The following is a 25128-nucleotide window of genomic DNA, read 5'->3' on the forward strand; positions in this document are numbered from 1 at the left end:
GTGAGCTGGCCGCCGCCGCTGCCCCTTGCCGGGTGCCGGTGGCGGTGACGTGCCGGGTGCTCGGGCTGGCCCGCCAGCCCTACTACCGGTGGCTGGACCGGCCGGTCACCGACGCCGAACTGACCCAGGCATACCGGGCCAACGCCCTGTTCGACGCGCACCGCGACGATCCCGAGTTCGGGCACCGCTTCCTTCTCGACGAGGCACGCGCTGCCGGTGAGGCGATGGCCGAGCGGACCGCCTGGCGGATCTGCCGGGACAACGGCTGGTGGAGTGCCTTCGGCAAGCGCAGGGGCCGCGGGAAGAACGCCAAGGCCGGGCCGCCGGTCCACGATGACCTGGTGCGGCGGGACTTCACCGCGGACGGGCCGAACCGGCTGTGGCTCACGGACATCACCGAGCACGCAACCGGCGAGGGCAAGCTGTATCTGTGCGCCGTCAAGGACGCTTTCTCGGGCCGTATCGTGGGCTATTCCATCGACGCCCGGATGCAGTCCCGCCTCGCGGTGAACGCGCTGGAGTCCGCCGTCGCCCGCCGCGGCCCCGTCGCGGGGTGCATCGTCCACTCCGACCGCGGCTCGCAATTCCGGTCCCGCAAGGTCGCCGCCGTACTCACCCGGCACGGCCTGGCCGGCTCGATGGGCCGGGTCGGGGCCGCCGGCGACAACGCCGCGATGGAGAGCTTCTTCGCACTGCTGCAGAAGAACGTCCTCGACCGCCGCACCTGGGCCACCCGCCAGGAGTTGCGGATCGCGATCGTCACCTGGATCGAGCGGACCTACCACCGGCGCCGACGGCAACGACGCCTGGGCCGATTGACCCCCGTCGAGTACGAGACCATCATGACCCCACCCGCAGCTCTGGCTGCATAAACCCCGCTGTCACCCGATCATGCAGCAGTCCCTTCCTTTGGTGCGCGTCAGCCGTCAGCGTTCACTCACTCCATAGCGTGAAAGCCTGCGACTGGAATACCTCAGCGTAGCCATCGATCGGGTAACCGACGTAGGTATCAGCAACAGCCAAGGTTCCAGCCGAGTTCATCGAGGGGGGGCCAGCCCAGATCCAGGGCTGGCCCCCCCTTCGACGTCCCTCGCCGGATCGAGTAAGGAGCAGTTGCCGACGCCCGCCCCCACCACCAAAGCTGTCGTAGAAGGTGACCACGTCAGCTGGGATGAGGCTTCGCAGTTGGTGGGCATGGCGACAGAGCGTATGACGCCGGAGCACCGGTGGACCAGTACCACGTGATGGCCATTGCGGTACAGCGCCCAAGTACAGCAACCAGCCCGACCGCAACTGACCGCCACCGCCCCCGGTGGCCGTCTGACTAGCCCACCAGACCGCCATGACCCTCGAGCCGAGAGATTCGGGACGAAGAGGTCGTGCCAGAACCGTGCCAGATCATGCGGGGACCCAGGGGGAATCGCGGGGACCATATCGCCGGCCGGTCAGGCCTGGTAGCCGGTCCGCCGCAGGTCAGTCCGACAAGCATCCGTAGAGAACCCGAGCTTCCCAAGCTGAGAGCGCCCGCCGTACGCGCAGGCTCCCCGAGGAGTCAGGGCAAGTCCTGTCAGAAGGGGACCGTCGCCCGCGGGTTCCAGCTCTCGTCGACCTCGCCCCGAACCTCGTCGAACTCCTGGCATGTAGTCGACCAGGTTCAGGCCGTAATAGATGACGTCGGTCTGCCCCACCGAGAGCACTGGGTGCCCGACACTTCCCCGGCCGGCCGGCAGGTATCGGTGGGCATACACGGGCACCAGTACCGGCACCTCCGCCACCTGATGCCGCGCTGTTGCCGGTGCCAGCGTCCCATCAGCTGGACGCTCACCCCAGCTCTCGTGCCAGAACCCGTTGTGCTCAACGTCGAACAGAACCCCCTCGACCGGCCCGTCGAGCTGTCGACGCAAGCTGTCCAGGTCACCGCCCCGCCACTCAGGCCAGGGCCTGGACCAGGGCTGCCCTTCCTCAGGAGGGACGTTGACCGGGAGCCCGGCCGCAAGGAATGCTCGGTGATCGTCCGCGAACTCGAACCCGTACGGGTGTGGCTCTCCTTGTGGGACACGTTGAGCTGCCGGTCTGGTGATGGGGAATCTATCCGAATCTCTATTGCGTTCTCCGCCGCAGCAACCGCCGACCACGGCTCGCGGGTTCCGGCTTCACCGGTGGGTGAGCACGCGGAACTCGTTGCCGTCGGGGTCGGCCAGCAGCACCGCGCCGTCCTCGCCGTGGGCGGGGTCGAGACGCTTCGCTCCGAGGGAGAGCAGGCGCTCGACCTCCGCCTGCCGATCTCCGTCTGGTGCGAGGTCGAAGTGCAGGTCCTTGCCGGAGTCCGGCATCAACGGCGGACCGCCCCACGTGATCTTCGTACCGCCGTTCGGCGACTGGATAGCGGTCTCCTCGTCCTGGTCCCAGACCAGCGGCCAGCCCAGCGCCTCGCTCCAGAAGTAGCCCACGGCCTGCGAGCCATCGCAGGCGAGCGCTCCGATGAAGCCACAGCCGGCGAGAAAATTGTTGCCCGGCTCGATGACACAGAACTCGTTGCCCTCAGGGTCGGCGAGCACCACATGGGACGCGTCCGGTCCCTGGCCGACGTCGGCGTGCTGCGCGCCGAGGTCGAGCGCCCTGGCCACCGTCTCCTGCTGGTCCTCCAGTGAGGAACTGGTCAGGTCGAAGTGCAGCCGGTTCTGGGCGGCCTTCTGCGCTTGGGTGGGACGGAAGCCGAGGCGGTATCCGGCGTCATTCCCCGACGTCAGGGTGACGCCGTCGTAGGAATCACGGGCTCTCTCCAAGTTCAGGACTCCGGACCAGAAATGCGCTAAGCGCTCGGGCTGGTGTGCGTCGAAGGAGAGTGCGATGAGTCGGCTGGTCATTTGCGCCACGCTTCCTCGGTCCGTTGAGTGCCAACTGTCGGCAGGGCGCTGTGTCAGCGCCTCGAGCAAGGATAGGTACAGCTCTCCCGCGCGGACGTGCTGAGCTGCCAGCTTGTTGATCTGGGCTGTTGTCGGATCGCTGTCCTCCTACCGTGACGGTGGAGGAGGCGGTGTCGATGGTGTCGCTGATCGAGGAGTTGGAGTCGCGGGAGACCGCGGCCCGGGCGCGGGTCGAGGAACTTGAGTCCCGAATCGCAGAGTTGACGGTGCGCCTGGAAGCCGAGCGGGAGGCGGGGTCCCGGTTGCGGGTGACACGGGAGACGGAGTGGTGGCGGGTACGGTTCCCGGCATGGCGATCAGACCACCTGAGAACTGGCGTGCCGGCATAGCCGAGGAGGCCCGTGAACTGGCAGCCAGGACGTTGGACCCGGAGTGTGCCTGCACGGCACAGCTCTACCCGGAGTCGCTTCTGCAGGCTACGGACGAAGCCCTACAGACTTTCGAGACCGACCTGAGCACGCTGGAGGAGCCGTCCGACGACCAGGTCTTCGACACCATCAAGCGAGTGGTCGTACGTCTCAACGCGGTCGATGACGACAGCCAGCACGGTGACGTCGGGTATGACACCGACGAGCGCGAGCAACTTCGCGAGTACATCGATCTCGTCGGTCAGCACCCCCAGCGGCACCGCAGGAACCTTTTTGATCAACCATGCCGATATCTTCCCTGGCCGCCACAACTGCCAGCGGCCGCCCCAGCAGCGTCCGCCACAAGACCGACTGTCAGGCATGTCAGAACTTCGAGATGATCGGCGTGAGCAACGCGAGTACAGCGCCCAGTTCGCACGCTCCTCTGCCCGATGAACACCCTGATAGCGGTCCGCCCAACGGAACGGGCACGCTCTGCTCGTGGCCGTGACGTCCCAAGCCTCCGCCGCACCACAAGCGCACCCGATCAGACGGGGAACAGCGGGGGAATCACGAGGAATGCCACACAGCCGGAGGAGGCCGCAACCCTGCCGTTCCTCCAGGTCCGCGCCCGAACCAGCCGCAAATGCTCGCAGCTTCCCTAGCTGAACGTCCAAAACTCCGGACCGCCACGAAGGACGAGTAGCCAACACTCTGAAGAGTGTTCGGACGCCGCGAGTTGGGCCAAGAGCATTCCGCGTCCGGGCCGTCCGACAGCCATGACGATCCTCAGGGCCCGCATACAGCAAGCGCTCGCGTCGACGGGAGCAAGGAAGTACTCCCTCGGGTCAAAGACATGCCTCCGGCTGGGGCGCTCAGGCTCCGAGATGGCGGGGCGCCGTTCGCGAGTGCTGGCCGGTGGTGGCGTGCGCGGCGAGCTCCCATCCCGTCCACCGCCGACCCAGGCAGAGCCGAGCAGACGCGGCCCATGGCGTCCAGGTCGTTCGTACGGTGGCGCGCTCCATCTGGACGCCGAACCACGCCCGCTCCACGGTGTGTGGGTCGACGGCGTACGGGATGGGAGCTGGGGTGAGTGGTGGGTCGGAGGTAGGGGGCAAGCCAGTCGACTGGTCAGGGACGTCTGGCAGACTCCGCGGCATGGAAATGTTCAAGCGGGCCAATAAGGCGGACAGTGCTGCTCGGGCGGGGGAACGAGCAGACCTAGTGTGCTCGCACTGCAGGGCGAGGACATGATCGCAAAACTCGGTCGCGCCCACATGTCCTGGGGCCTGGGCTGGGCGGATCGCTGGGACCTGGACCAGACGACTGGCATCATCACCTGAACCTTCCCTGACAGGACCGCGACTGCACCTGCGCAGATCCTCGGCAGCTTCAGTCCGAGGTCGGGCTCGTGGATGTGGGCCTGGGCCAACCAGAGCATCCTCCCCGATCTGAGCCGCGACTCCCGCAGCTTCTGCGACTGGGCGGAAGCCAACGGGCATCCTGCGCTGGCTCAGCCCGAGGTCAACGTTGACGAACAGGCCGCTTCGACTCTCGTGGCCGTCACTGTCCGGATCACCGGGGCGATCGGCTATTCCAAGGGTCCGGGAGGCAACTCCTCGGTGATCACCACATTCGGGCCGGTGACCCTGACAAAGGCCGATGGCAGCATCTCCACCTTCAAGATCGACATCAACGAGCGCCGGGGTGGTGCCAACCGCGAGCGACTCCGTGACGAGCGAACATGGCCTCAGCGACCGCCCCGCCTGTAATTGCATCGAGAGGGTCACCAGTGCACGGCCCTGTGCCACTCTCGTGCCAGAACGGGCGGGAATCACCGAGCATAGGGGCGCGCAAGGGTACGGCCGCCGGACTCCGTCCAGGACAAGGAATCCGCAGGTCAGGCGCGTGACTGCCAGCCGGGCTCGTAAAGTGGTGCTCCTGCAAACACCAGCGCCCTTCTGAAGGTGTGGTCGCTAGGCTCGGGCTCGTGAGCACAGAAGCCCAAGTCATGGCGAATCACCGCGTCCACGTCGTACCTGTGGTCTTGGCTCTGGCCAATCCACCGTGGCAGCGGGACGTGTGGCTCGACCCTTCGGAGTTCGAGAACATCGACCACGTCTTCCACACGCTCTTCGATGACTTCTGTGACGCCGATGAGCCCGAGCGGTATCTCGGCATCAGCTTGAGAACGGAGGAAGAGGTAACTCTCATGCGGGCCCTCGGCGTCGCGCTCAACGCTGCCGCCGCGGAGGCACCCCACGACACCGACGCTGAGTACCTTCAGGCATCAGCCTGGCCCGAAGTCGTGGCCATCGCCGGACGCCTCGCTCAGGTCATGGTCTCGAACGACCTGCGCTTGCTGAGCTGTGGGCAGCATGCGTGAGTGTCCAACTGCATCCCCCCGCCCAAGTTGCTTCGGGACGAAGAAGTCGTCACCCATGTCTCGCCGTACAGTTCTCGCCGCCGCCTCCGGCCCGGAGTACGCGATGCTTGGAGTATGTCCTCTGAACTCAGCGCTGCTCCGTCGATGACCACGCACGTGAGTGCGGCGACCGATGGAGTCACCAGAGTCTTCACGTGGGAGGAAGGCGCACGCATCGAGGTCCGCAACCTGGGCGGTGAGATCGTCATAGAGGCAAACGCTGCCGGGTTGAAGACCCTGGCCGGTCACCTCCTCACGCTCGCCCAAGACGGCACGCCGGACGGTACTCATCTCCACTTGGAGGAGAACAACGGGCTCGAAGAGGGCTCCGTAGGCCTGGTCTTGGAGCGGTGTGACGACGAATGACTCGTGCCAGACGCGTGCCAGATCGTGCGGGAAATCACGGGGAACAGCGGGGAACCAATCGGCCGTCCACCGCACGTCTGCGTCCCGCCGCCGCAGGTCAGGCCTGGAGCAAGCCCCAGACGCCCTGAGCTTCCCAAGCTGATAGCCCGACAGCTCAATACGGCCGCGGAATCTCGTGCTCGCCCAAAGCAGCCTCGTACCGCATCAACAGAGCATCCAGGTCCGCCAGAAGAAGGCCGGCGGAGTTGCGAGCTTCCTCCAGGTCGCCTCGCTCACACGCCTCCACCACCTCTGCCACGGCGCTGCGGAGGATGTGAAGGGAGTCGCCCTGCACCAGGACCCCGGGGAACTGCCTGCCGGGCATGCGCACCACGGCGTCGTTGCCGCCATCTGTGAACAGCTCGGCCTCAATGCGCTTCATCGGACCATCCAACCTGACATCACCAGCTGACATCAACGACCGAGGACGCAGGCGGCCTTGAGCGATCACACACGCCATGCCGATATGACTGCGAGGACCCCGGGAGAGCCGCTCGATCGAACTCCTCACGCGGTGCTCACCCTCTGCTGCGCTCAGGGCGAGGGCGTGAAGCCAGCGGAGAGGTCCAGGTGGAAAGGGGAGCCCGGAGCCGTTGGGGTCCAGCCCTCACGAAGAGCAAGCTGGATGGTCTGGGCAACGTCGGATGGCAGTACGGGCTTGGCTTCGCGCCCGAACCAGTTGCTCGGGTGCGGCTGGTTGGTCGTGACAACGAGCGTTGTCCCGGGGACGTCTGCATGGTCGACCGCGAACGTGCACGGTGTCCAGGCAAGAGCCTGGAAGTAGGTTGGCCTGCGTCGCAATCGCCAGCGGTAAGCCGTACCGTCGACGACGATGCGTCGCGATCCCCCGCGGGCCAGTGCCATGGCTCCTCCTCGACTCGGAGATGCTAACCAGTCCGGCTCGCCCGGGCGTCTCAGTTTCCGTCTCATTCAGCCCCGTTCACGGCCGTTCATCGAGGACCGCGTGCCGAGCTCGCGTCACGAGGCATCCGCCCACGAACGCAGGTGAACGCCCCTGCACACCCGCCGCCGCCCCGCCACCACAGTTGGAAAGCGTGTTGGCGATGCAGAGTTTCAGCAATCGTCTGGGCGTGCCGGGCCCGGTTGGGACTGCCGGACTCCGGTACACGCCAACAGCGTGGTGGCGTCCTGGTCGAGAAACAGCATGAAGACCCATGACCCGTCGGCTGTCCTGATCTGGCCCAGCCGAACCGGCCCGCCGTGTAGGTCAAGGCGTTGCACGGCCCGCGCCAAGCCGGAGGTCTCGATGCCTCCCCGAAGGGTGTGACGGAGCCGACGCCCGTAGATCATCGCGAGTGACTTGGCTGACGTCGTGCCGTCCCAGACCACGTGGGAAGCGCCGGCGCGGAGAGCAGACAGAGCGGCTGACGACGTTTCGTCGCCACCGCCCAGCAGCAGTTCGAGCTGTTCCCGCTCCATGACCTCACCGACGCCCCCGGGTCGGGATCCTGCTGTACAGCAACGAAGTACAGCAACCCCAGCAACCGCCAGCGACCGACACCGGCCCGCACGACCCTCCCCGCAGCCTGTATGACCGCCAATGACCGATCTCTACAGAGCTACGGATCAGAAGGTCATGCCCTCAGTGTCAATGACGCTCAGGGCGTCGCCGACAGCCGACCTGACACCGAAGTTGGGCCAAGGGCCCACCCAAGGCGGCGAGACGTGATCAGTTTGAGGCGTGGAGTCCATCATCGCCAGCGCCATAGCCGCCGACGGAGAACACCGCAACCGCACCAGATCGAGCGGGGAACAGCGGGGAACCACGGTGAGTGGGGCAGCACCCGTCGAGGCCCAGAGCGCACCGTTCATGCAGGTCAGCGCCGTAACCGGCCACAAGTGCCCGCAGCTTCCCAAGCTGGGAGCGCGAGTTCGGTTCTCGTCACCCGCTCCACGAAGAAGGCCCAGCTCAGAGAGCCGGGCCTTTTGCTGTGCGGGGTGATCAGTGGGAATGCCCATGCCGTATCCCTCGCACACGATGCCCCAGGGCGAGGGTGTCGGAAATGCCAGCGGTCACGGGTGGGGTCCAGGATGGTGGGCTTCTCGTTGGGCGGCCAGGTGGTCCGCAAGCGCATCGGACCCGAGTTTGCTCAAGGCCCACAGGCTGGTGGATCGGCAAGCCCCTCCCGGAGTGGGTCATCCACAGGGGTGTGGAAGGGCGCGACACGGGAATGCCTGGGCGTCGAAGGGGCCAGCTCGAGGCAACGCAGACCACCGGTGCCGCACGGACAGTAGGTGCTGCCGGTGGCTGACGCAAGGTCGGCGAGGCGCTCGGAGCGGCCTTGCCGGGTCGGGATCGCGCTGCTGTCCCCCGCCTTCCCCGACCAGCCATCAGGCGTTCGCCTCCACCGGCGTCAGGCGTGCCGTGCTCCGCAGCGAACGGGAAGCGGTCAAGGCGAAAAAACTGTGGATCTTCGCGGCAACCTTTTCGGCCACTCGGACCACTAAGCGTTGTCCGGCCAAGTGGTCCGGTCAGATGCAACGGCTGAAAGAGAGCACAGGCATGTCCCCGGAACGAGAGCACCGACATGTCCCCGGCCCACCCACGTCATCGATGGCGTCCCGCGTCGGAGGCCACCGTGCCGACGGCGGCGCGCGCGGTGACCGCCCGAAGCATCGTGGCCGTCGGTTGCTCGCGCGTCGGGGTCTCTGGGCGGGTCTCGCCATGGTGGTCGCGGCCGGCTCGGCCGTTGTGGTCAACCAGGCTTCGGCGGAGCAAAAAAGCCTCGATCTGAAGAAGTGGTACGTGTTGGTCAACCGCAACAGCGGCAAGGTACTGGACAACCCCGCCCCCGCCACGAAGGACGGTGCGGCGGTGGTGCAGTGGAGCCGTCACGGCGGGACCAACCAGCAGTGGCGGTTCGTCGATTCGGGTGACGGGTACTACCGGCTGCAGAACCGGACCTCCGGCAAGGTGCTGGACGACCTCGGCTGGTCGAAGACCGCCGGCTCCGCCATCGTGCAGTGGAAAGACCTGAACGGCACCAACCAGCAGTTCAAACTGGCCAAGTCGTCGGACGGCTACGTGCGTTTGGTCAATCGCTTCAGTGGCATGGCTGTCGGTGTCAAGAACACCGCCAAGGCCAACGGGGGCTACATCGTCCAGAACCGCGACCGGGGCGGCGCCGACCAGCAGTGGAAGCTCGTCGCGGCCGGTAGCGCCGGCGGCACCGGGAACCCGGGGAACTCCGGCAGCACGCCCGCGCCCGGCGGCAGCGCTCCCGCGAGCACGACTCCGAGCGACACCCACCCGGCGTCGCCGCCGGCGTCTCCGGCCGCCACCAACGGCAGCTCGACGGCACGTTTCATGGGCAGCGACAAGGTGTTCGTCGGCGGTTCGATGACTGACGCCTCGGCGAACGCCGCGCCGTTCGACGTGCGCTACGCCTATATTCACAGCCGTCCCGCGCCCACGTCGGCCGCCTATACGGCGTCGCGTTGCAAGGATGAGTGGTCGGGCTGGTGGGGCTGCTGGGGCGGCAGCAGCACGGCGCCCGGAAACCAGGTGACCTGGCAGGACAGCGTGGCGGCCCAGGCGACCTACCAGGGCAAGTCGCGACCGCAGACGTACCTGTGGACCTGGTACTCGTTGCGCGACCTCGGGGACGCGGCAGGCGAGGGCGACGGCCCGGGCGAGGTCAAGGCCATCAACAGGCGTGACCTGCTCACCATGTACCTGAACGACTACCGGTTCTTCCTCCAGAAGATCGGCAAGTCCCACGACATGATCGACCTGGAGCCCGACTTCTGGGGCTTCGCCCGGTCGCTCGGCAATCTGCACCAGGTTCCCTCTCAGGTCTCGGGCGCCAACCCGACGGACTGCGGATCGCAGGAGAACAGCGCTGCCGGACTCGCCCAGTGCCTGATTCACATGGCGCACAAGTACGCGCCGAACGCCGCCGTGGGGCTGCACCTCTCCTGCTTCGACTGGGAGAGCAACCTCCAGAAGTGCGTCAAGGACTACGCGGACCTCGGGGCGAAGAACGCCGACTTCCTGGTCACCGATGTGTCGGACCGCGACGCGGGCTGGTACGCACAGCCGGCCCACGGCAGCCGTGACACCTTCTGGACCGACCAGAAGGCCGCCGCCTCGCTGAAGTTCTGGAAGACGATGGCCGAGTCCGTGGGCAAGCCGGTGGTCCTGTGGCAGATCCCCGTGGGCAACATGGCGGGGAACAACACTCCCGGCCACTTCAAGGACGACAAGGTGGACTGGCTCTTCGGCCACATGGACCAGGTGGCGAACGCCCACATCGCCGGCCTGCTGTTCGGTGCGGGGTGGACGGAACAGACGACGCCCGAGACCGACGGCGGAAACCTGATCCGCAAGACGATCGCTTATCACAACTCGGGTGGTACGGCACTCAAGTAGGCGAAGCTGACGAAATGCGCCCCCATCTCTTCGATGGGGGCGCCGGTAGAGGCGGCTTTGGCGAACGGGGTGATCGTGCTGACAGGTGACGGCGGGGCCCCCAGCCGGATGGTCGCGGAGCAGCCATGGTCGCTGTACCCCAAGGAAGGATCTGGGGTCAGTCGGCCGTGGGCGGTGTCTTCGGTGCGCGCAGCAGGGCGCCGACCGCAGCGGCGAGAACGATGACGCTCACCGCGATCAGGGAGGCGGACAGGCCGTCCATGAACGCGGACTTGACGCCGTCGGCGAGAGCCGTGCCCCGGACGCCGAGCTGGTCGGCGACGTGGAGTCCGGCGGCTGCCGAGTGGCGTACGGACTCGGCTGCCGCTGGGGGTAGTCGGTCTGCCGAGTCGGGGAGGGAGGAGCGGTAGTGGCTGCCGTAGATCGAACCCATGAGGGCGATGCCGACCGCCGAACCGACCTCGCGGGTGGTGTCGTTCATGGCTGAGGCGACGCCCTGCTGTCCCCGGCCGAGGGAGCCGGTGATGGCCGCCGTGCCGACGGCGCCGCTCAGGCCGATGCCGAAGCCCGCCAGGACCAGGCCGCCGAGGAAGGGCAGATAGCCGGAGTCGACGTCGAGGAACGAGATCAGGAAGAGGCCGACGGCGAGCAGGAACAGGCCGACGGACATGACGGCCTTCATACCGACCCGCTGCATCAGGTGCGGGGTGACCATGGAAGTGGGCAGTACCGCCAGCGCGACCGGGATGAGGGCGACGGCGGCCTTCAACGGGCTGTAGTCCAGGATGAGCTGGAGGTACTGCAGGCCGACGAAGAAGAAGCCGAATACGGCCATGAACTGCACCAGAACCGTGATGGCACCGGCGCGGAAGCCGCGGATGCCGAACAGGGCGGGGTCGAGCAGCGGGTGTTCGGTGCGCAGACCGAGGTAGGCGTAGACGGCGAAGGACACGGCCGTGACGACGAAGGCGCCGATCACCACCGTTTCCGCCCAGCCCCGCTCATTGCCTTCGATGATGGCGTACACGAGGGTGCCGATGCCCAGGGCAGTGGTCACCGCACCTGCCACGTCGGGCCTGTGCGGATGGGCGTCCTTGGTGTTGGGGGCCAGCAGGACGGCGGCGAGCGCGGCGGCCAGAGCGGCGGCGGCGCTGGCGACGAAGATCGACCGCCAGGAGAACTGCTCAAGCAGCACGCCTGCCGCGAGCATGCCGATGATGGCGCCCGCGGCGGCGAACCCGGACCAGGTGGCCACGCCCTTGGCACGCTGCTCCGGCGGGAACGCGGCGGTGATGGTGGACAGCGTGCCCGGCATGATCATCGCGGCGCCGAGGCCCATGACGGCCCGCCAGGCGATCAGGGTGGTCGTCGAGTCGGCGAAGGAGGCGGCCAGGGAGGCCGCGCCGAAGACGATGGCGCCGACCACGAGTACGTTGCGGCGGCCGAGGCGGTCCCCGATGGCACCGAGGGGCAGGACGAGAGCGGCAAGGGCGACGGTGTAGGCGTCGGCGATCCAGGTCAGGGCGCTGTTGGAGGCCGACAGGTCGACGGCCAGGTCGGGCAGGGCGAGGTTGAGCGCGGAGACGGACGCGACGACCAGGACGAGTGACAGGCACATCGCGAACAGGACACCGCGGGTTCCGGCGCGGCCCGTGGCGACGGACGACGCCGGCTCCGTTTGGGGGGTGGTGGTCATGGGGGCCTCAGTGGGTGCTGGGTCGGATGGCGGGCCCGCACGGGCGCGTTGAGGAAATTATCAAATTTGATGTTACTGCGGTCAAGCTCCATGGCGTCACGGCCGCCGCTGCACGATGGCGGGGGCCGTGAATCCCGGGGAGTCGGCCGGTTCGGCCCAGACCGTCTTGCCGTGCCGGGCGTGGCGTGTGCCCCAGGCCCCGGCGAGTTCGGCGACGAGCAGCAGGCCGCGCCACCGTCGTCGAAGACGGGGTGGTGTTCGGCTCTCGGGATGAGGGGCGAGGGTGCATCCGGACTATCCGGGCCGCTCAGCGCGGCGTTCGGTGCCGAGGCGGGCGTAGTGCTCGATCAGGTCGGGGTTGTCCACGGCGGCCGAGTTGACGACCTGCTCGGCCGGGGCGCCCTGGAGCAGGCGTTTGACCGGGATCTCCAGCTTCTTGCCGGTGCGGGTGTGCGGGATGGCCGGCACCTCGATGATCTCGTCGGGGACGTGACGGGGAGAGGCGCCGGTGCGGATGGCCTCGCGGATGCGGTCGCGCAGGGCGTCGTCCAGTTCGGTACCGGCCGCGAGGACCACGAACAGGGGCATCCAGTAGCCGCCGTCCGGCTCCTCCGCGCCGATGACCAGCGCCTCCGTGACCTCCGGCAGCCGCTCGGCCACGTCGTGGATGTCGGCGCTGCCCAGCCGTACGCCGCTGCGGTTGAGGGTGGAGTCGGAACGGCCGTGCACGATCACCGAGCCGTGGGAGGTGAGGGTGATCCAGTCACCGTGGCGCCACACGCCCTTGTACGCGGAGAAGTAGGCATCGCGGTAGCGGCTGCCGTCGGGGTCGTTCCAGAAGTACAGCGGCATCGACGGCATCGGGCGGGTCACCACCAGCTCGCCGACCTGGTCCACGACCGGGTGGCCCTCCTCGTCGTACGCGGCCAGCGCCACGCCGAGGTAGGGCGCGGACAGCTCACCGGCCCGCACTGGGACGGTGGGTGCTCCGCCGGCGAACCCGGAGACGACGTCGGTGCCGCCGCTGATGGAGGCGAGCTGGACGTGTCCGCCGAGGTGCTCGCCGACCCAGGGGTAGGCGGAGGCGGGCAGCGCGGAGCCGGTGCAGCCGACCGCGCGGATCGACGTCAGGTCGTGCACCGACGGATCGATGCCGAACTTGGCCATGCCCAGCAGGTATTGGGGGCTGGTGCCGAACAGCGTGACGCGGTGGCGGGCCGCCAGGTGCCAGAGGATGTCGGGCCGGGTCAGCGGGGCCGGGCTGCCGTCGTACGTGCAGGTCGTGGCGCCCGTCAGGAGCGTGGAGACGACGAGGTTCCACATCATCCAGTGGGTGGTGGTGTACCAGAGGAGGCGGTCGCCGGGGCCCAGGTCGGACTGGAGGCCGAGGGTCTTCAGGTGTTCCAGCAGGACGCCGCCGTGGCCGTGGACGATGCCCTTGGGCAGACCGGTCGTCCCGGAGGAGAACACGACCCACAGGGGATGGTCGAACGGCACGGGGGCGCAGGTGAGTTGCTCGGTGCGCGTGGTCACCTCCTCCCATGGGAGGACCAGGGACGGGTAGTTCGACGAGAGCCCCGGCAGCCCCACGTGGTCCACCAGCACGGTGGCCTTCAGGGTCGGCAGGGCGCGGGCCAGTTCGAGGGCGGCCTCGCGGCGGTCGTAGGTGGTGCCGTTGAACAGGTAGCCGTCGGCCGCGATCAGGACGGTGGGTTCGAGCTGCGCGAAGCGGTCGGCAGCCGCGTTGGGCGCGTAGTCCTGCCCGCACACCGACCAGACGGCACCGAGACTCGCGGCGGCCAGGAACGCGACGATCGCGTGCGGGGTGTTGGGGAGATATCCGACGACGCGGTCACCCCGGCCCACTCCCAGGTCGCGCAGGGTGGCGGCGGCGGAGGCGACCTGGGAGCGCAGCCGCTTCCCGGTCACCTCGTACCCGGAACCGGTCTCGTCGAGGGCGACGATCGCCACGTCGTCGTCCGCGAGGTTGCGCAGGGCGTGATGGGCGTAGTTGAGGGTGGCGCCGGGGAACCAGCGGGCGCCGGGCATCCTCTCCTCGGCCAGCACGGTCTCGTACGGCGTGTCCGCGTCGACGCCGAAGTACTCCCACACCGCGCCCCAGAACCCCTCCAGGTCGGTGACCGACCAGCGGTGGAGGACGGAGTAGTCGGTGAGGTCGGCCTCGACACCCCGGCGGTGTGCGGCCCAGCGGCCGAAGTCCGCGATCCGGCTGCGCGCGGCGGACTCCGGGTCCGGGGTCCAGAAGGCGTTCGCGTACGGCGTGGTCATCGCGCTGTGCTCCTCGACAGGGGGGTGGGTGCGGGCTGTTCGGCGGGCCCGCGGGCGGTGCAGAGCAGGGGCGCCCAGGAAGCGGTGCCGGTGAAGTCGCCGCCGCCCGTCGGGACGGCGTCCAGGACGACGCGGTCGGGGCGCAGCAGGACGGCGTCGGCACGGCCGGCGCGCAGCCAGGCGGCGAGGGTGCCGTCGTCGCCGGACTCGTGTACGTCGACGACCCGGGCGCCGAGTGCGTCGGTGAGCGCGCGCAGTGAGGGCGGCAGCGGCACCGCGGTCAGCACGGCGAAGGAGTCCCCGAGGACGTCGTCGTAGCGGACCCGTGTTCCGTCCTCGGTCGTCACCCGGGGCTGCGGGCAGTGCGTGCCGCCGAGCCGGCTGCGGCGTATCAGCGGACCCGTCGACAGCGGGCTGCCGAGGTCGCGGCTCGCCCTGCCCGTCACCCCCGGTATGCGGCAGGCCGCGGCGACGGCGGTGCGGCGCAGTGCGGCGGCGCGGTCCTGGCCGCCGGTCATGGCCCAGCCGGTGGCGACCGCGAGGCGGATCAGCCGGCGGGCGTGCGGCTTGCGCTCCCGCTCGTAGGTGTCGAGGAGCCGCTCGTCGCCGCCCTGCCCGAGGACGCGGGCGAGCTTCCAGGTCAGGTTGTGGGCGTCGCGCAGACCCGAGCACAGGCCCTGTCCGACGAACGGCGGGGTGAGGTGGGCGGCGTCGCCGAGGAGGAAGACGCGGCCCTGACGCCAGCGGTCGGCGATCCGGGCCCGGAAGGTGTACTGGGCCTGCCGGATTACGTGGAAGTCGTCGGCTCCGGAGATGTCCACCCAGGGGGCGACCAGCTCGCGCAGCCGCTCGGCGTCGAGGTCCTCCCCCTCCCGCAGCCGGAACTCCCAGCGGTAACGGTCCTCGCCGATGCGCATGAAGGTCGCAGCCCGGTGCGGGTCGCAGACCTGGTCGACGCCTTCCCAGCAGCGGACGGGCAGCTTCGTGGTCACGTCGATGACGGTCCAGTGCTCCTCGAAGCGCAGGTCGTCCCACCTCGCGCCGATGGCGTCGCGGGTGAGGCTGCCCGCGCCGTCGCAGCCGAGGACGGCGTCCGCGAGGAGCAGGTGCTCGCCCTCCTCGTCGCGGTAGGAGACGCGGACCTGCCCGTCGGCGCGCTGCTCGACCGCCGTCACCTCCGCCCCGCCCCGGAGCTCGCACTCCGGCCGGCGGGCGAGCTCCTCGCGCAGCAGTCGCTCCAGCTCCGGCTGGTCGAACATGCTGGTCTGCGGGAAGCCGTGGTGGCCTTGCGGTGAGCGCCGGAATTCGGCGATCACACGGTGGCGGGCGTCCAGCAGCCGCAGTCCGCGCGCGGGGCGGGCGACGGCGGCGAACTCGTCGGCGATTCCGGCGGCTTGGAGGATACGGCGGACCTCGTCGTCGGTGGCGACGGCGCGGGGCAGGGGGTAGAGGCCGTGGTGGCGTTCGAGGGCGACGGTCCGCACCCCGTGCCGGGCGAGCAGCAGGGCGGCGGTCACCCCCACGGGCCCGGCTCCGACGATCACGACCGGCACGCGCTCGGCGGAGTCCGGCCCTGCGGCTCGGTCTGCGGAGTCCGGCCTTGTGGCTTGGTCGGCGGTCATGTGCGGCTCGATTCGGTGTCAGTGGGCGTCGGCCACGGGCGTGCGCTGCTCACCGAGGTCGATCCGGCCGTCCGGGGTGGCGATGGTGGCGGTGACGACGTCGCCCTGGTGCAGGTAGTGGGGGTTCTTGGCCTGGGTCCTGAAGAACGCCTTCCACTTCAGCGCGGGCGGCAGCAGCGCGCCGATCTTCTCCACCGGCTTCGGCGGGGCCTTGAGGGCGGTGCCGCCGGGGGTTCCGGTGAGGAGGAGGTCGCCGGGGTCGAGGGTCTGGAAGCGGGCCAGCAGGGTGAGTGCCTGCGCCGGGCGGACGATCATGTCGGCGAGGGTGCGGTCCTGGCGCAGCTCGCCGTTGACGCTCAGCCTCAGCCGCAGATCGAGGAGACGGTCGAAGTCCGCCGGCTCCAGCAGCGTCAGGTGCGGGCCGGTCGGCGTGAAGGTGGGGTACGACTTGCTCTCGTAGAACTGCGTCCTGGTCAGCTGTATCTCGCGGGCGCTGACGTCGTTGGTGATCACGAGCCCGGCGATGTACGTCGGCAGATCCCGCTCCTCGACGACGGTGCCCACCGGCAGCGGCGCGCCGATCACCAGCCCCAACTCGACCTCGTAGTCGAGGAACCTCACATGTGACGGCCGGACGATGGCTTCGCCCGGGCCGCTGACCGAGCCGGACGCCTTGCGGAAGAAGGCGGGCGGGATGTCGCCGGTGAAGCCCGAATCGCGGGCGTGGCTGCGGTAGTTGACCATCTGGGCGACCACCCGGCAGGGGGTGGTGACCGGGGAGAGCGCCACCAGGTCGGCGACGGGTGTGCCCGGCTCGCCGCTCGCGGCGGCCTCGCGCACGGCGTCGCGGTCGGCGATCAGCTCGGCGGTGGTGACGGCCTTGGTGTCGACGGGGACGGCTCGGTCGCCACGGACGGCCCACCAGCCTCCCCCACTCTCGGCTTCGCCCGAGCGGGGGGACCCCCATGAGCGGGAGGTACCCCCACCGGTGCGCAGGACGTTGGTGCTCATGAGTTCATCGCTTTCATCAGGCCCAGCAGACGTGCGGGATCGAGTTCGTTGTCGCCGCGCAGGGCATGCAGCACCTCGCGGACCTTGGCGGGGGACGGACTGGCGCCGAGGAAGTCCCGGGTGACCGGCGGCCCCCACTGGGCCAGCCCGCTCGCCGACATGGGCGCCCAGCCGGGTTCGAGGTCGCAGGAGAAGAGGTCGCCGTCTGCGAAGTGCTCCAGCATGAAGCGGTCGGGGTCACGCCAGTAGTCGAAGAGCTGGCTGCCCTGGATGTGCCGCCCTATGCCCCAACTGCGCTTGTAGCCACGCTCGTTCAGGTACTCGCCGCCCGCCGCGATCGAGTCGAGGTCGGTGACCTGGTAGGCGGAGTGGACATACCCCGTCCCCGGCCCCAGGTGCATGGCCAACGTGTGGTGGTCGGCCGGTGCGCTGCCCAGGTCGCAGCGCATGAACGCCATCGTCGGGCCGCGCCCGCGCTGCCCGTCCAGGAAGAGGAAGTCGGACACGATCATGCCGAGCGTGTCCAGGTACCAGTCCAGAGCGCGGGCGAACACCCGCGTCTCCAGCACCACATGGCCCAGGCGCTGGATACGGGACGGCTCGCGGGACGGGCGCTGCGTGGCGTTCGTACGACGGTGATCCGTGCCGGAGTTGAGGAGCAGCGGCTGCTGTCCGGGCAGTTCGGGGAGTCGTTCGGCGCAGTGCACGACCCGGACCGGGAGACCGGAGGGGTCGAGCAGGCTGACCGCGCCGCCTCCGCCGGGCACGTCCGCGTCCCGTACCGCCGCCCCGGTCGCCCGCGCCAGCCGGTCCAGGTCGGCGCGCTCTGCCGCTCGGAACGCCGGGCCGATGAAACGGGACGTACGACCGCGCCGGATCACCATGCAGGGCGAGCCGGCGAAGGTGCCCCGCAGCCACAGCTCGTTCTCGGTGTGTGCGGCGACCTGGAAGCCGAAGTCGCGGGCGAAGACCTCGGCGCGGTCCAGGGCGGGCTTCTCGAACTCCAGCCAGGCAAGGTCCGCCACCTTGATCACGGGATTCCGGGACCGGCCCGGATGCTCACCGCGCAGGGCGCCCCGCTCACTGTGCAGGTCCTGGTGGGGCGTGGCGACGGCGGCCCCGGCCACGCGTGTTCCAGACATGGTGTCCTCCGAGCGACAGTGCCGTAATGATGAAATCATCACCTCTGACATAAGCATCGTCAACAGGGTGGACCGACGGACAGTGAGGGATTCATCAGAACTGTGGTGGCCTGGAAGCCGTGGCTAGACTCGGCCCATGCCCACCTCAGCCCCGCCCAGCAACCGGTTCGAACGGCGCCGCGCCGAGACCCGCAGAGCGCTCGTCCGTGCCGCCCGGCAGATACTCGCCGAGACCGGGGACACCAGCGCGAGCATCCAGGCGATCGCCGAACGCGCCGATGTCGGCTTCGGCTCCTTCTACAACCACTTCGAGTCCAAGACAGAGCTGTTCGAGGCAGCGGTGGTGGACGCCCTGGAGGAGTTCGGCCAGACCTTCGACGAGAGGCTGAGCGGGATCGACGACCCCGCGGAACTCGTCGCGGCCGGCTTCCGGCTCAGCGCCCGTATGGCCGACTCCCATCCGGAACTCATGCAGGTGCTGCGCCGGCAGGGCCTCGGCCACCTCCACTCGGACAACGGCCTGACCACCCGCGCGCTGCGCGATCTTCAGGTCGGCATCGCGTCCGGCCGCTTCACCGCCGTCGAGCCGGTCGTCGCCCTCTCCGCGCTGGGCGGAACCCTGCTGTCCCTGGTGGAGCTGCGGTTCACCCGCCCCGAACTGGACGGTGACGAGGCCGCGGCGAACCTCGCCGGGATGGTCCTGCTCATGCTGGGCCTCGCCCCAAACGATGCCCACGAGGTCGCCCGGCGCCCGCTGCCCGGCCCGGCCTGAACGGTCGGGGACATGGGCGAGCTGGGTGGCGGCGCGGCCCGGGGGCGATCGTCGGTACCGATGCCGGCGTCGGCGAGCCCATGGGGCAAGGCCCGTCTCAGTCGCGGGGGCGTCCCGTCGAGGCCAGGAGCTGCGTCACCGCGAGCTGTGCGTACAGCTCGTCCTTGGCCACCAGCTCCTCATGGGTGCCGACCGCGCGGACCTTGCCCGCGTCCATGACGACGATGCGGTCGGCGTCCGTGACGGTCGACAGGCGGTGGGCCACCACCAGCACGGTGGTCTCGCGTGCGATCTCGGCGATGACGTCCCGCAGTGCCAGCTCGTTGACGGCGTCGAGCTGCGAGGTCGCCTCGTCCAGGAGCAGCAGCCGGGGCCTGCGCAGCAGCGCGCGGGCGATCGCGATGCGCTGGCGCTCGCCGCCGGACAGTTTTGTGCCGCGGTGCCCGACCGGGGTGTCCAGGCCGTGCGGGAGACGCTCGACGAGGGCGTCGAGCCTGGTCCGGGCGAGAACCTCGCGGATGTCGTCGTCGGTCGCGCCGGGCGCGGCGAAGACCAGGTTCTCCCGCAGCGAGCCGGCCAGCACCGGCGCGTCCTGCTCGACGTACCCGATGACGGACCGCAGTTCGGACAGCGGCCACTGCGATACGTCCTTGCCGTCGACCAGGACACGGCCGCCGCTCGCTTCGTAGAACCGCTCGACGAGCGCGAAGACCGTCGACTTGCCCGCGCCCGAGGGGCCGACGAACGCCGTCGTTCCGCCGCCCGGCACCTCGAAGTCCACCCTCTGGTGGATGTCCGGCAGCCGGGGCCCGTACCGGAAGGACACCTCCTCGAAGCGGACCGACGCCGGACGCGGCCGCACCGCCAAGGTCGCCGCGGGCCGCACCGGCCGGTGCCGGTCCTGCTTCTCTGCCGCCAGGTCGTCCACCTGCGCGATCCGGGCGATCGCGGCCGCCCCCTCCTGGTAGTGGGACGCGGCCTCGACCAGCTTGTACACCGGCTCCATCAGGTAGAAGAGGTACAGCAGGAACGCGATGAGCGTGGACACGGGGATCTCCCCGGACGCCACCCGCGCCCCCCCGACGGCGAGCACCGCGAGGAACGCCAGCTCCACGGCGAGGTTGTCCGCCGAACCCAGCACGGCCTCCCACTTCGCGCTGCGCACGCCATGGCGCCATGCCCTGCGCGCCGCCGCCTCGACGCGAGCGGTCTCCCGTTCCTCGGCGCCGGACGCCTTCACCGTGCGGAACGCGCCGAAGGCCCGCTCCAGGCCGGTGGACATCTCCGCGACGGCGGCCTGCGCACGCTCGGCGGCCCGCCCGATCTTCGGCATCACCAGCGCGACGCCCACACCGACGACCGCGACCACGCCGAGCGTGACGCCCAGCAGGACGGCATCGAGGAACGCCATCACCACGACCGCGGCGACCAGCGTCACCGCCCCCGTCGCCGCGGAGACCACCGCCTGGGTGCTGACGGCGCGCAACAACGTGGTGTCGGAGGTCACCCGGGACATGAGGTCGCCCGGCTGTATCCGGTCCACCTCCGCCAGCCGCAGCCGCAGCAACCGTCCGATGAGGCTTCGGCGGGCGGCGAGCACCACCGACTCCGCCGTCCGTTCCAGCACATAGGCGCCGAACGCCTCGGCCACCGTGCTCAGCAGCACCAGCACCGTCAGGGCCAGCAGGACGGCGCCGATCGTGCCACCGGACGAGAGCCGGTCGACCAGCGACTTCGTGGCCAGCGGCTGCAGCAGCCCGCCGGCGGCCCCGGCCAGCGCGCACAGCAGACCGAGCGCGACGGCCCACCGGTGCGGACGGACGTACCCGTACAGCGCCTTGAGGGTCTCGCGGGCGCGCGGGGACTCGGCGCCCGTCGCCTCCGGGGCGGATGCGGTGTTCACAGGATTCCTTTCCCACGTGGTCGGCCGCGCATCACGTCGGCGGTTGCGGGCGCGGGCCCGCGAGGGCGGATGTGCCGACGCGTCGCTGAGCGAGGCCACGGCGCCGCGAACGACGGAGCCGCGAACCACGCAGCCATGCCGGAGGAGGTCTCCGGTCGCCGGCTCAGTGGACCAGTGAGGCCGCCCGCGTGGCGAAGAGGTGCACCCCTGCCTCGTAGAACTCGGGACGGACGACGAACAGGACACCGGCGCCCGCCACCAGCGTCAGGCCGAGAAGTTCCAGCAACCCGCCTGCGCCGGGCGTGACATCACGGGCCGGCACCTCGACGCCGGACGATGCCGCGAGGGCGGTCTCGGGCTCCTTGTCACGAACGTGTTGTGTCATGCCTCCAGGCTGGACGCCCGGCCGCTCTCCGCACATCCGGCGACCGTCGGGTCCACCCCCGCCGAGTGGCTGGAGAAGACCAGCCTCAGGTGGTAGGCGTCGGGGCCGTGAGGTGGACGCGCCGCGAGCAGGGCAGCGCCGTAGGACATCACGGCAGCGGCGAGGCACACGGCACCGCCAGGCACGTGGCACCGCCAGGCGCATCAACTCCGCACGGCGACGACCTGTCGGCCCTTGACGCCTGGCGGTGTGCTCGAGAGGTCGGACGCGTGCCGGGCAACGGCACGGTGATCGGTATATCGAGGACGTCGTGGGCGGTGCGGACGAACCGTCGATCCGCACAGGGGCCGCACAACCGTTGCGGGAGCCGCCGCCCGCCCGGGCCTCCACCGCGATCGCCGGGTTCCCCTACCGGCGCGCGAGGTGCAAGCTGGAGGAGAGGCCGCCTCGCGATCCTGGGAGTGGACTCGGGACATGCGGTCTCGCCACTCCGAGTGGGCCCCGTCGGGCCCGGCAGGAGGGATGCGAGATGACGGAGCAGGTCACCACCGGTACGCGTTGGCGCCTGACCGGTGACTGGTTCGATGTGTGCAAGTGCGCCATACCGTGCCCCTGCACGTTCGCGCAGGAGCCGACCTACGGCGACTGCGAAGGCGTGCTGGTCTGGCACATCCGGGAAGGCAGCTTCGGCGACGTGCGGCTCGACGGTCTCAACGTCCTGATGCTCGGCTCCTTCACCGGCAATCCCTGGGCCGGTACGCACACCGACCCGTACGCGGCGGTCTTCCTCGACGAGCGCGCCGACGAGCGGCAGCGCGGTGCGCTGGGAGCGATCTTCGGCGGTGAGGCGGGCGGCTGGCCGGCGCAGTTCGGGGAGATGTTCCATCCCGAGATGCGCGGCATGGACGTCGCCCCCATCGACGTGGAGATCGACGACGATCTCGGCGCATGGCGAGCAGAGATTCCCGGCCGGGTCACGGCTGCCGCCGAGGCGCTCACCGGCCCGACGACTCCAAACGGCGCACGGGTCCAGGTCCACAACGCCCCGGGCGCCGAGGTCGGCCCCGGCCAGGTCGCCACCTGGGGCCGGGCCACCGCCGACCGCGCCGACGCGTTCGGCTTCTCCTGGGAACGCTCGGGGAAGTCGAGCAAGCACTTCAGGTTCGACTGGAGCGGTCCCGACTGACGAGGAGCCCTCGTGCGCGCCCGGAGAGGGACGGGCACGTCACATGCCGTCCATCGACGGCGACCCCTGCAACCCCGGCAGCAGCCAGTCCTGGAACGGTGCGAGCACCGCGAGGACGAGAAACGCGACGCCCACGACCCGGCCGAGCAGCGCGCCGCGGGACCACAGCTTCTCCACGAAGATCACCACGGCCAGCAGGGCCATCGCCGCCACGTTCATCACGCCGAGCGGGATCAGGACGACCATCAGTCCCGCGCAGCAGCCGACACAGTAGGCGCCGTGGTGGCAGCCGACCCGGAGATCGCGCGCAGGCTGCCGGAACCCCGCGTAGCGCACGAGGTGGCCCATGGGGTCGCGGCAGTGCCGCAGACAGACGTACTTGAGGGGGCCGAGCTGATACAGGCCGGCCAGCAGGAAGGCGGCGGCGCCGATCCAGCGTCCCGCGGTCGGATGGTCGTCCACCAGGCCGCCGGTGAAGGCCAGGGCCGCGTAGGCGAGCAGTCCGAAAGCGGTCCACACCAGCAGATACCCGCAGACGAACTCGGCGGTCCGCACGGTCCGTGTCCAGCCGGAGGACTGCCGGCCGATCCCCCGCACCCATGTGAGGGCCACCGGCGCCATGGACGGCAGCATCATGGCCGCCATCATCGTCACCCACAGCAGCAGGAACAGCGGCAGCGCCATCCCCATCGTGCCGGCCTCGACCCCCATGTCCCGCGCCTGCGCGATCGTGAGCGCCCAGGCGGGCACCGCGATCAGGACGACCAGGAACCAGGCGACCGCGAGATCCCGTGCCGGCAACAGGCCTCCGCCCGCTCCGGTCGGCGCGGGCGACCGGGCGGGTACGAAGACGGAACTGCGGATACGGCGCATAGGCGTGTACTCCTGCGGACAGTTCCAGCACAGCACGCATCCCTGCGCGACGCGACCCGTTCGCCCGGTCGGTGCGCCGGGCGGTGGCGCCGTCGCCGGAGGCGGCCTCGCCGGGGGGCGGCCTCGCCGTACGGGGACGAGGGCGGGAGGATGGCCGGCATGCGCATCCGCATCGACGCCGTCGACCTGCCCGGACCGACCCGCCCCGCCTCCGCCGACGGCAGAACGCCCGCCTACGGCAACCTCCACGTCGCCGTGCAGCGCAGGGACCGTCCGGCCGAACTCCTCGACCCGCAGCCCGGCGACGCGTTGTCCGCGACCTGGACCCTGGAGTGCACCACGAGCGTCACGCCGGCCGGCACCGAGGTCGCGGGGCCGTACGTGCAGCACCGGCTGGGCCGGCGGTTCGTCTACCTGTCGTGGGGGACGGTCGACGAGGCGGGCGTCTTCACCATGTTCCGCCGCGCCAAGCTCATGCTCGACGCCGTCCCCGCCGACGTGCTCGCCGCCGCGGCACGCGAAGGGCTGCTGGTCGGACGGCTGGGCCTGACCGACGCGCAGGGCGGTCCCCTGTGCGCACGCGTCGAGCCCCCGCACATCACCTGGACCGCCGAACCCGACCCGTCCCCCGCACCCGAGACACCCCGGACACCCGGCGGCCAGGACACCGCCTAGCTAGCCGTTGTTCTCCGCCACGCGTATCCACTCGGTGCCGCCCAGCAGGAACTCGTACAGCGGACGGCCCCGGCTGCCGCTGGTGCGGAACGGCTTCCCGTGGTCGTCGATCCGTATGGTCCCCTGGCGGCCGCCACTGGACCACAACAGTTCCACGTACCACTTCACATCGTGGTCACGAGCATGGGCGGTGACGTACAGCACCTCGGGATCGGACCGGCTGACCTTGTAGGGGACACCGCGCTGGCCCGCCCTCGGCACGATGACGGGGCGTGAGGCGTCGAGGTCCGTGACGAACGACCTCGTCTCCACGCCGCCGCCGCAGCCCGACGACCCCAAGTACGCGTTCCAGGCCGGGGGCGCGCTCGAGTCGACCACACGGACGTGCAGGGACTCGATGACGACGGTGTCGTCCCCGGTGCCCTGAACGGTCAGCGCCACCCGCTGCCCGTCGGCGGCGACGGCGCCGTGCGCCTTCACCCAGCCCGGCACGTCCTGCCCCATCACGGGCGGCGAGACCTCGCCGGGAGGCCGGTCGATCAGGTACTCCCCCTCGCACTGCGGGTCTTCCCAGGCGTAGGTGCGGGTGCTCACCGTCAGCGGGACCGCATCGCCGTCCCGGTCGCGGCCGGGGTCCCGGCCGGAGGCCGAGGACGACGTGGCGTCGGTCGTTCCGGGGGACGCGGACGGGTCCTGGGACGGGCTCGGCCGCTGCGACGGGCGTGCCGCGGAGTCGGCCGGCCGGGCGTTCTCCGCCGGTCCCGTCCCCACGCCCTTCAGGTCGAGCGTGAGGGCGGTCGTCACGGCCACGGCGGCGGCGGTGCCCGCCGCGATCAGGACCCACCGTCTGCGGGCGGTCCGCAGACGCGTCGGCATGCGGCCGGCGGGGCCGGCCGGCTGCGGCGACGGATCGGCGACGGACCCGGCGGCCTCGCCCGCCCCGCTCATCGTGGTGGGCCCGGTCATCGACCCGGTCGTGGACCCGGGTGCAGATGCGGACCCAGGTGCGGATGCGGACCCGGGTGCGGGTGTGGGTGCCTTCGCCGAACGTGTCTCCAGGCTGCCGGGGCCGGGGCC

At 69.9% G+C, this 25128-nt stretch carries 23 protein-coding genes; 9 read left to right on the forward strand and 14 right to left on the reverse strand.

The features are described 5' to 3' along the window. Positions 1-872: IS3 family transposase (locus tag ACH4ZA_RS08595; protein WP_398428575.1), on the forward strand; the 872-nt coding region annotated here is incomplete at its 5' end. Between the two features lie 1281 nt (positions 873-2153). Here the strand turns inward: ACH4ZA_RS08595 and ACH4ZA_RS08600 are convergent. After that, complete coding sequence (locus ACH4ZA_RS08600; protein WP_398428577.1) at positions 2154-2867, reverse strand: VOC family protein; 714 nt, start codon at positions 2865-2867, stop codon at positions 2154-2156. A 152-nt stretch (positions 2868-3019) separates the two neighbouring features. On the opposite strand from ACH4ZA_RS08600, the gene ACH4ZA_RS08605 reads away from it, so the two are divergent. After that, positions 3020-3256, forward strand: a complete 237-nt coding sequence (locus ACH4ZA_RS08605; protein WP_398428579.1) for a hypothetical protein — start codon at positions 3020-3022, stop codon at positions 3254-3256. A gap of 101 nt (positions 3257-3357) precedes the next feature. Here ACH4ZA_RS08605 and ACH4ZA_RS08610 read toward each other — a convergent pair whose 3' ends face one another. Continuing rightward, positions 3358-3576: a hypothetical protein gene (locus ACH4ZA_RS08610; RefSeq protein WP_398428580.1), complete on the reverse strand. Its 219-nt coding sequence runs from the start codon at positions 3574-3576 to the stop codon at positions 3358-3360. 1077 nt (positions 3577-4653) lie between these two features. Here ACH4ZA_RS08610 and ACH4ZA_RS08615 point away from each other — a divergent pair. From ACH4ZA_RS08615 to ACH4ZA_RS08625, 3 genes are all read left to right on the forward strand, one after another. Beyond that, positions 4654-5046, forward strand: coding sequence for a DUF6882 domain-containing protein (locus ACH4ZA_RS08615; protein WP_398428882.1), 393 nt, complete (start codon positions 4654-4656; stop codon positions 5044-5046). Positions 5047-5264: 218 nt separating this feature from the next. Then, positions 5265-5660, forward strand: coding sequence for a hypothetical protein (locus ACH4ZA_RS08620; RefSeq protein ID WP_398428581.1), 396 nt, complete (start codon positions 5265-5267; stop codon positions 5658-5660). A gap of 114 nt (positions 5661-5774) precedes the next feature. Further along, entirely contained in the window at positions 5775-6065 is a 291-nt protein-coding gene (locus tag ACH4ZA_RS08625; RefSeq protein WP_398428582.1) for a hypothetical protein, read from the forward strand. A gap of 154 nt (positions 6066-6219) precedes the next feature. Here the strand turns inward: ACH4ZA_RS08625 and ACH4ZA_RS08630 are convergent, their stop codons facing one another. Beyond that, positions 6220-6486 carry a DUF6959 family protein gene (locus tag ACH4ZA_RS08630; RefSeq protein ID WP_398428583.1) on the reverse strand — a complete coding sequence of 89 codons (267 nt, stop codon included), beginning with the start codon at positions 6484-6486 and terminating at the stop codon, positions 6220-6222. A gap of 152 nt (positions 6487-6638) precedes the next feature. Beyond that, positions 6639-6968, reverse strand: coding sequence for a hypothetical protein (locus tag ACH4ZA_RS08635; protein ID WP_319275863.1), 330 nt, complete (start codon positions 6966-6968; stop codon positions 6639-6641). 1786 nt (positions 6969-8754) lie between these two features. On the opposite strand from ACH4ZA_RS08635, the gene ACH4ZA_RS08640 reads away from it, so the two are divergent. Continuing rightward, positions 8755-10497: an RICIN domain-containing protein gene (locus ACH4ZA_RS08640; RefSeq protein ID WP_398428584.1), complete on the forward strand. Its 1743-nt coding sequence runs from the start codon at positions 8755-8757 to the stop codon at positions 10495-10497. A gap of 157 nt (positions 10498-10654) precedes the next feature. Here the strand turns inward: ACH4ZA_RS08640 and ACH4ZA_RS08645 are convergent, their stop codons facing one another. The 5 genes from ACH4ZA_RS08645 to ACH4ZA_RS08665 form a co-directional block, all read right to left on the reverse strand. Then, positions 10655-12193, reverse strand: coding sequence for an MFS transporter (locus tag ACH4ZA_RS08645; protein ID WP_398428585.1), 1539 nt, complete (start codon positions 12191-12193; stop codon positions 10655-10657). A 294-nt stretch (positions 12194-12487) separates the two neighbouring features. Then, entirely contained in the window at positions 12488-14482 is a 1995-nt protein-coding gene (locus tag ACH4ZA_RS08650; protein WP_398428586.1) for an acetoacetate--CoA ligase, read from the reverse strand. After that, positions 14479-16104 carry a bifunctional 3-(3-hydroxy-phenyl)propionate/3-hydroxycinnamic acid hydroxylase gene (locus tag ACH4ZA_RS08655; RefSeq protein ID WP_398428587.1) on the reverse strand — a complete coding sequence of 542 codons (1626 nt, stop codon included), beginning with the start codon at positions 16102-16104 and terminating at the stop codon, positions 14479-14481. Before ACH4ZA_RS08655 ends, ACH4ZA_RS08650 begins: the two co-directional genes overlap by 4 nt. Positions 16105-16122: 18 nt before the next feature. Further along, entirely contained in the window at positions 16123-17115 is a 993-nt protein-coding gene (locus tag ACH4ZA_RS08660; RefSeq protein WP_398428588.1) for a fumarylacetoacetate hydrolase family protein, read from the reverse strand. Beyond that, entirely contained in the window at positions 17112-18257 is a 1146-nt protein-coding gene (locus ACH4ZA_RS08665; RefSeq protein WP_398428589.1) for a VOC family protein, read from the reverse strand. Before ACH4ZA_RS08665 ends, ACH4ZA_RS08660 begins: the two co-directional genes overlap by 4 nt. A gap of 136 nt (positions 18258-18393) precedes the next feature. On the opposite strand from ACH4ZA_RS08665, the gene ACH4ZA_RS08670 reads away from it, so the two are divergent. Beyond that, a complete protein-coding gene (locus ACH4ZA_RS08670; RefSeq protein WP_398428590.1) occupies positions 18394-19029 on the forward strand; it encodes a TetR/AcrR family transcriptional regulator in 636 nt (211 codons plus the stop codon). 97 nt (positions 19030-19126) lie between these two features. Here ACH4ZA_RS08670 and ACH4ZA_RS08675 read toward each other — a convergent pair whose 3' ends face one another. The 3 genes from ACH4ZA_RS08675 to ACH4ZA_RS08685 all read right to left on the reverse strand — a co-directional run bounded on the left by ACH4ZA_RS08675 (position 19127) and on the right by ACH4ZA_RS08685 (position 21466). Then, on the reverse strand, positions 19127-20932 hold the full coding sequence (locus tag ACH4ZA_RS08675; protein ID WP_398428591.1) for an ABC transporter ATP-binding protein: 1806 nt from the start codon (positions 20930-20932) through the stop codon (positions 19127-19129). Between the two features lie 163 nt (positions 20933-21095). Beyond that, positions 21096-21317: a hypothetical protein gene (locus ACH4ZA_RS08680; RefSeq protein ID WP_398428592.1), complete on the reverse strand. Its 222-nt coding sequence runs from the start codon at positions 21315-21317 to the stop codon at positions 21096-21098. Next, positions 21314-21466 (reverse strand): hypothetical protein, encoded by a 153-nt coding sequence (locus ACH4ZA_RS08685; RefSeq protein ID WP_398428593.1) that lies wholly within the window; start codon positions 21464-21466, stop codon positions 21314-21316. The genes ACH4ZA_RS08680 and ACH4ZA_RS08685 overlap by 4 nt, the downstream gene beginning before the upstream one ends. 380 nt (positions 21467-21846) lie before the next feature. Here ACH4ZA_RS08685 and ACH4ZA_RS08690 point away from each other — a divergent pair, with 380 nt between their 5' ends. Next, entirely contained in the window at positions 21847-22503 is a 657-nt protein-coding gene (locus tag ACH4ZA_RS08690; RefSeq protein ID WP_319275878.1) for a DUF1326 domain-containing protein, read from the forward strand. A gap of 39 nt (positions 22504-22542) precedes the next feature. Here the strand turns inward: ACH4ZA_RS08690 and ACH4ZA_RS08695 are convergent, their stop codons facing one another. Further along, positions 22543-23376 carry a DUF2182 domain-containing protein gene (locus ACH4ZA_RS08695; RefSeq protein WP_319275879.1) on the reverse strand — a complete coding sequence of 278 codons (834 nt, stop codon included), beginning with the start codon at positions 23374-23376 and terminating at the stop codon, positions 22543-22545. Between the two features lie 159 nt (positions 23377-23535). On the opposite strand from ACH4ZA_RS08695, the gene ACH4ZA_RS08700 reads away from it, so the two are divergent. Further along, positions 23536-24051: a DUF5990 family protein gene (locus tag ACH4ZA_RS08700; RefSeq protein WP_398428594.1), complete on the forward strand. Its 516-nt coding sequence runs from the start codon at positions 23536-23538 to the stop codon at positions 24049-24051. On the opposite strand, the gene ACH4ZA_RS08705 is transcribed toward ACH4ZA_RS08700, so the two are convergent. After that, positions 24052-25017, reverse strand: coding sequence for a transcriptional regulator (locus ACH4ZA_RS08705; protein WP_398428596.1), 966 nt, complete (start codon positions 25015-25017; stop codon positions 24052-24054). It abuts the gene before it with no gap. Between the last annotated feature and the right edge of the window lie 111 nt (positions 25018-25128).

The sequence above is a fragment of the Streptomyces sp. NPDC020597 genome, assembly GCF_044335095.1.
GTDB lineage: Bacteria > Actinomycetota > Actinomycetes > Streptomycetales > Streptomycetaceae > Streptomyces.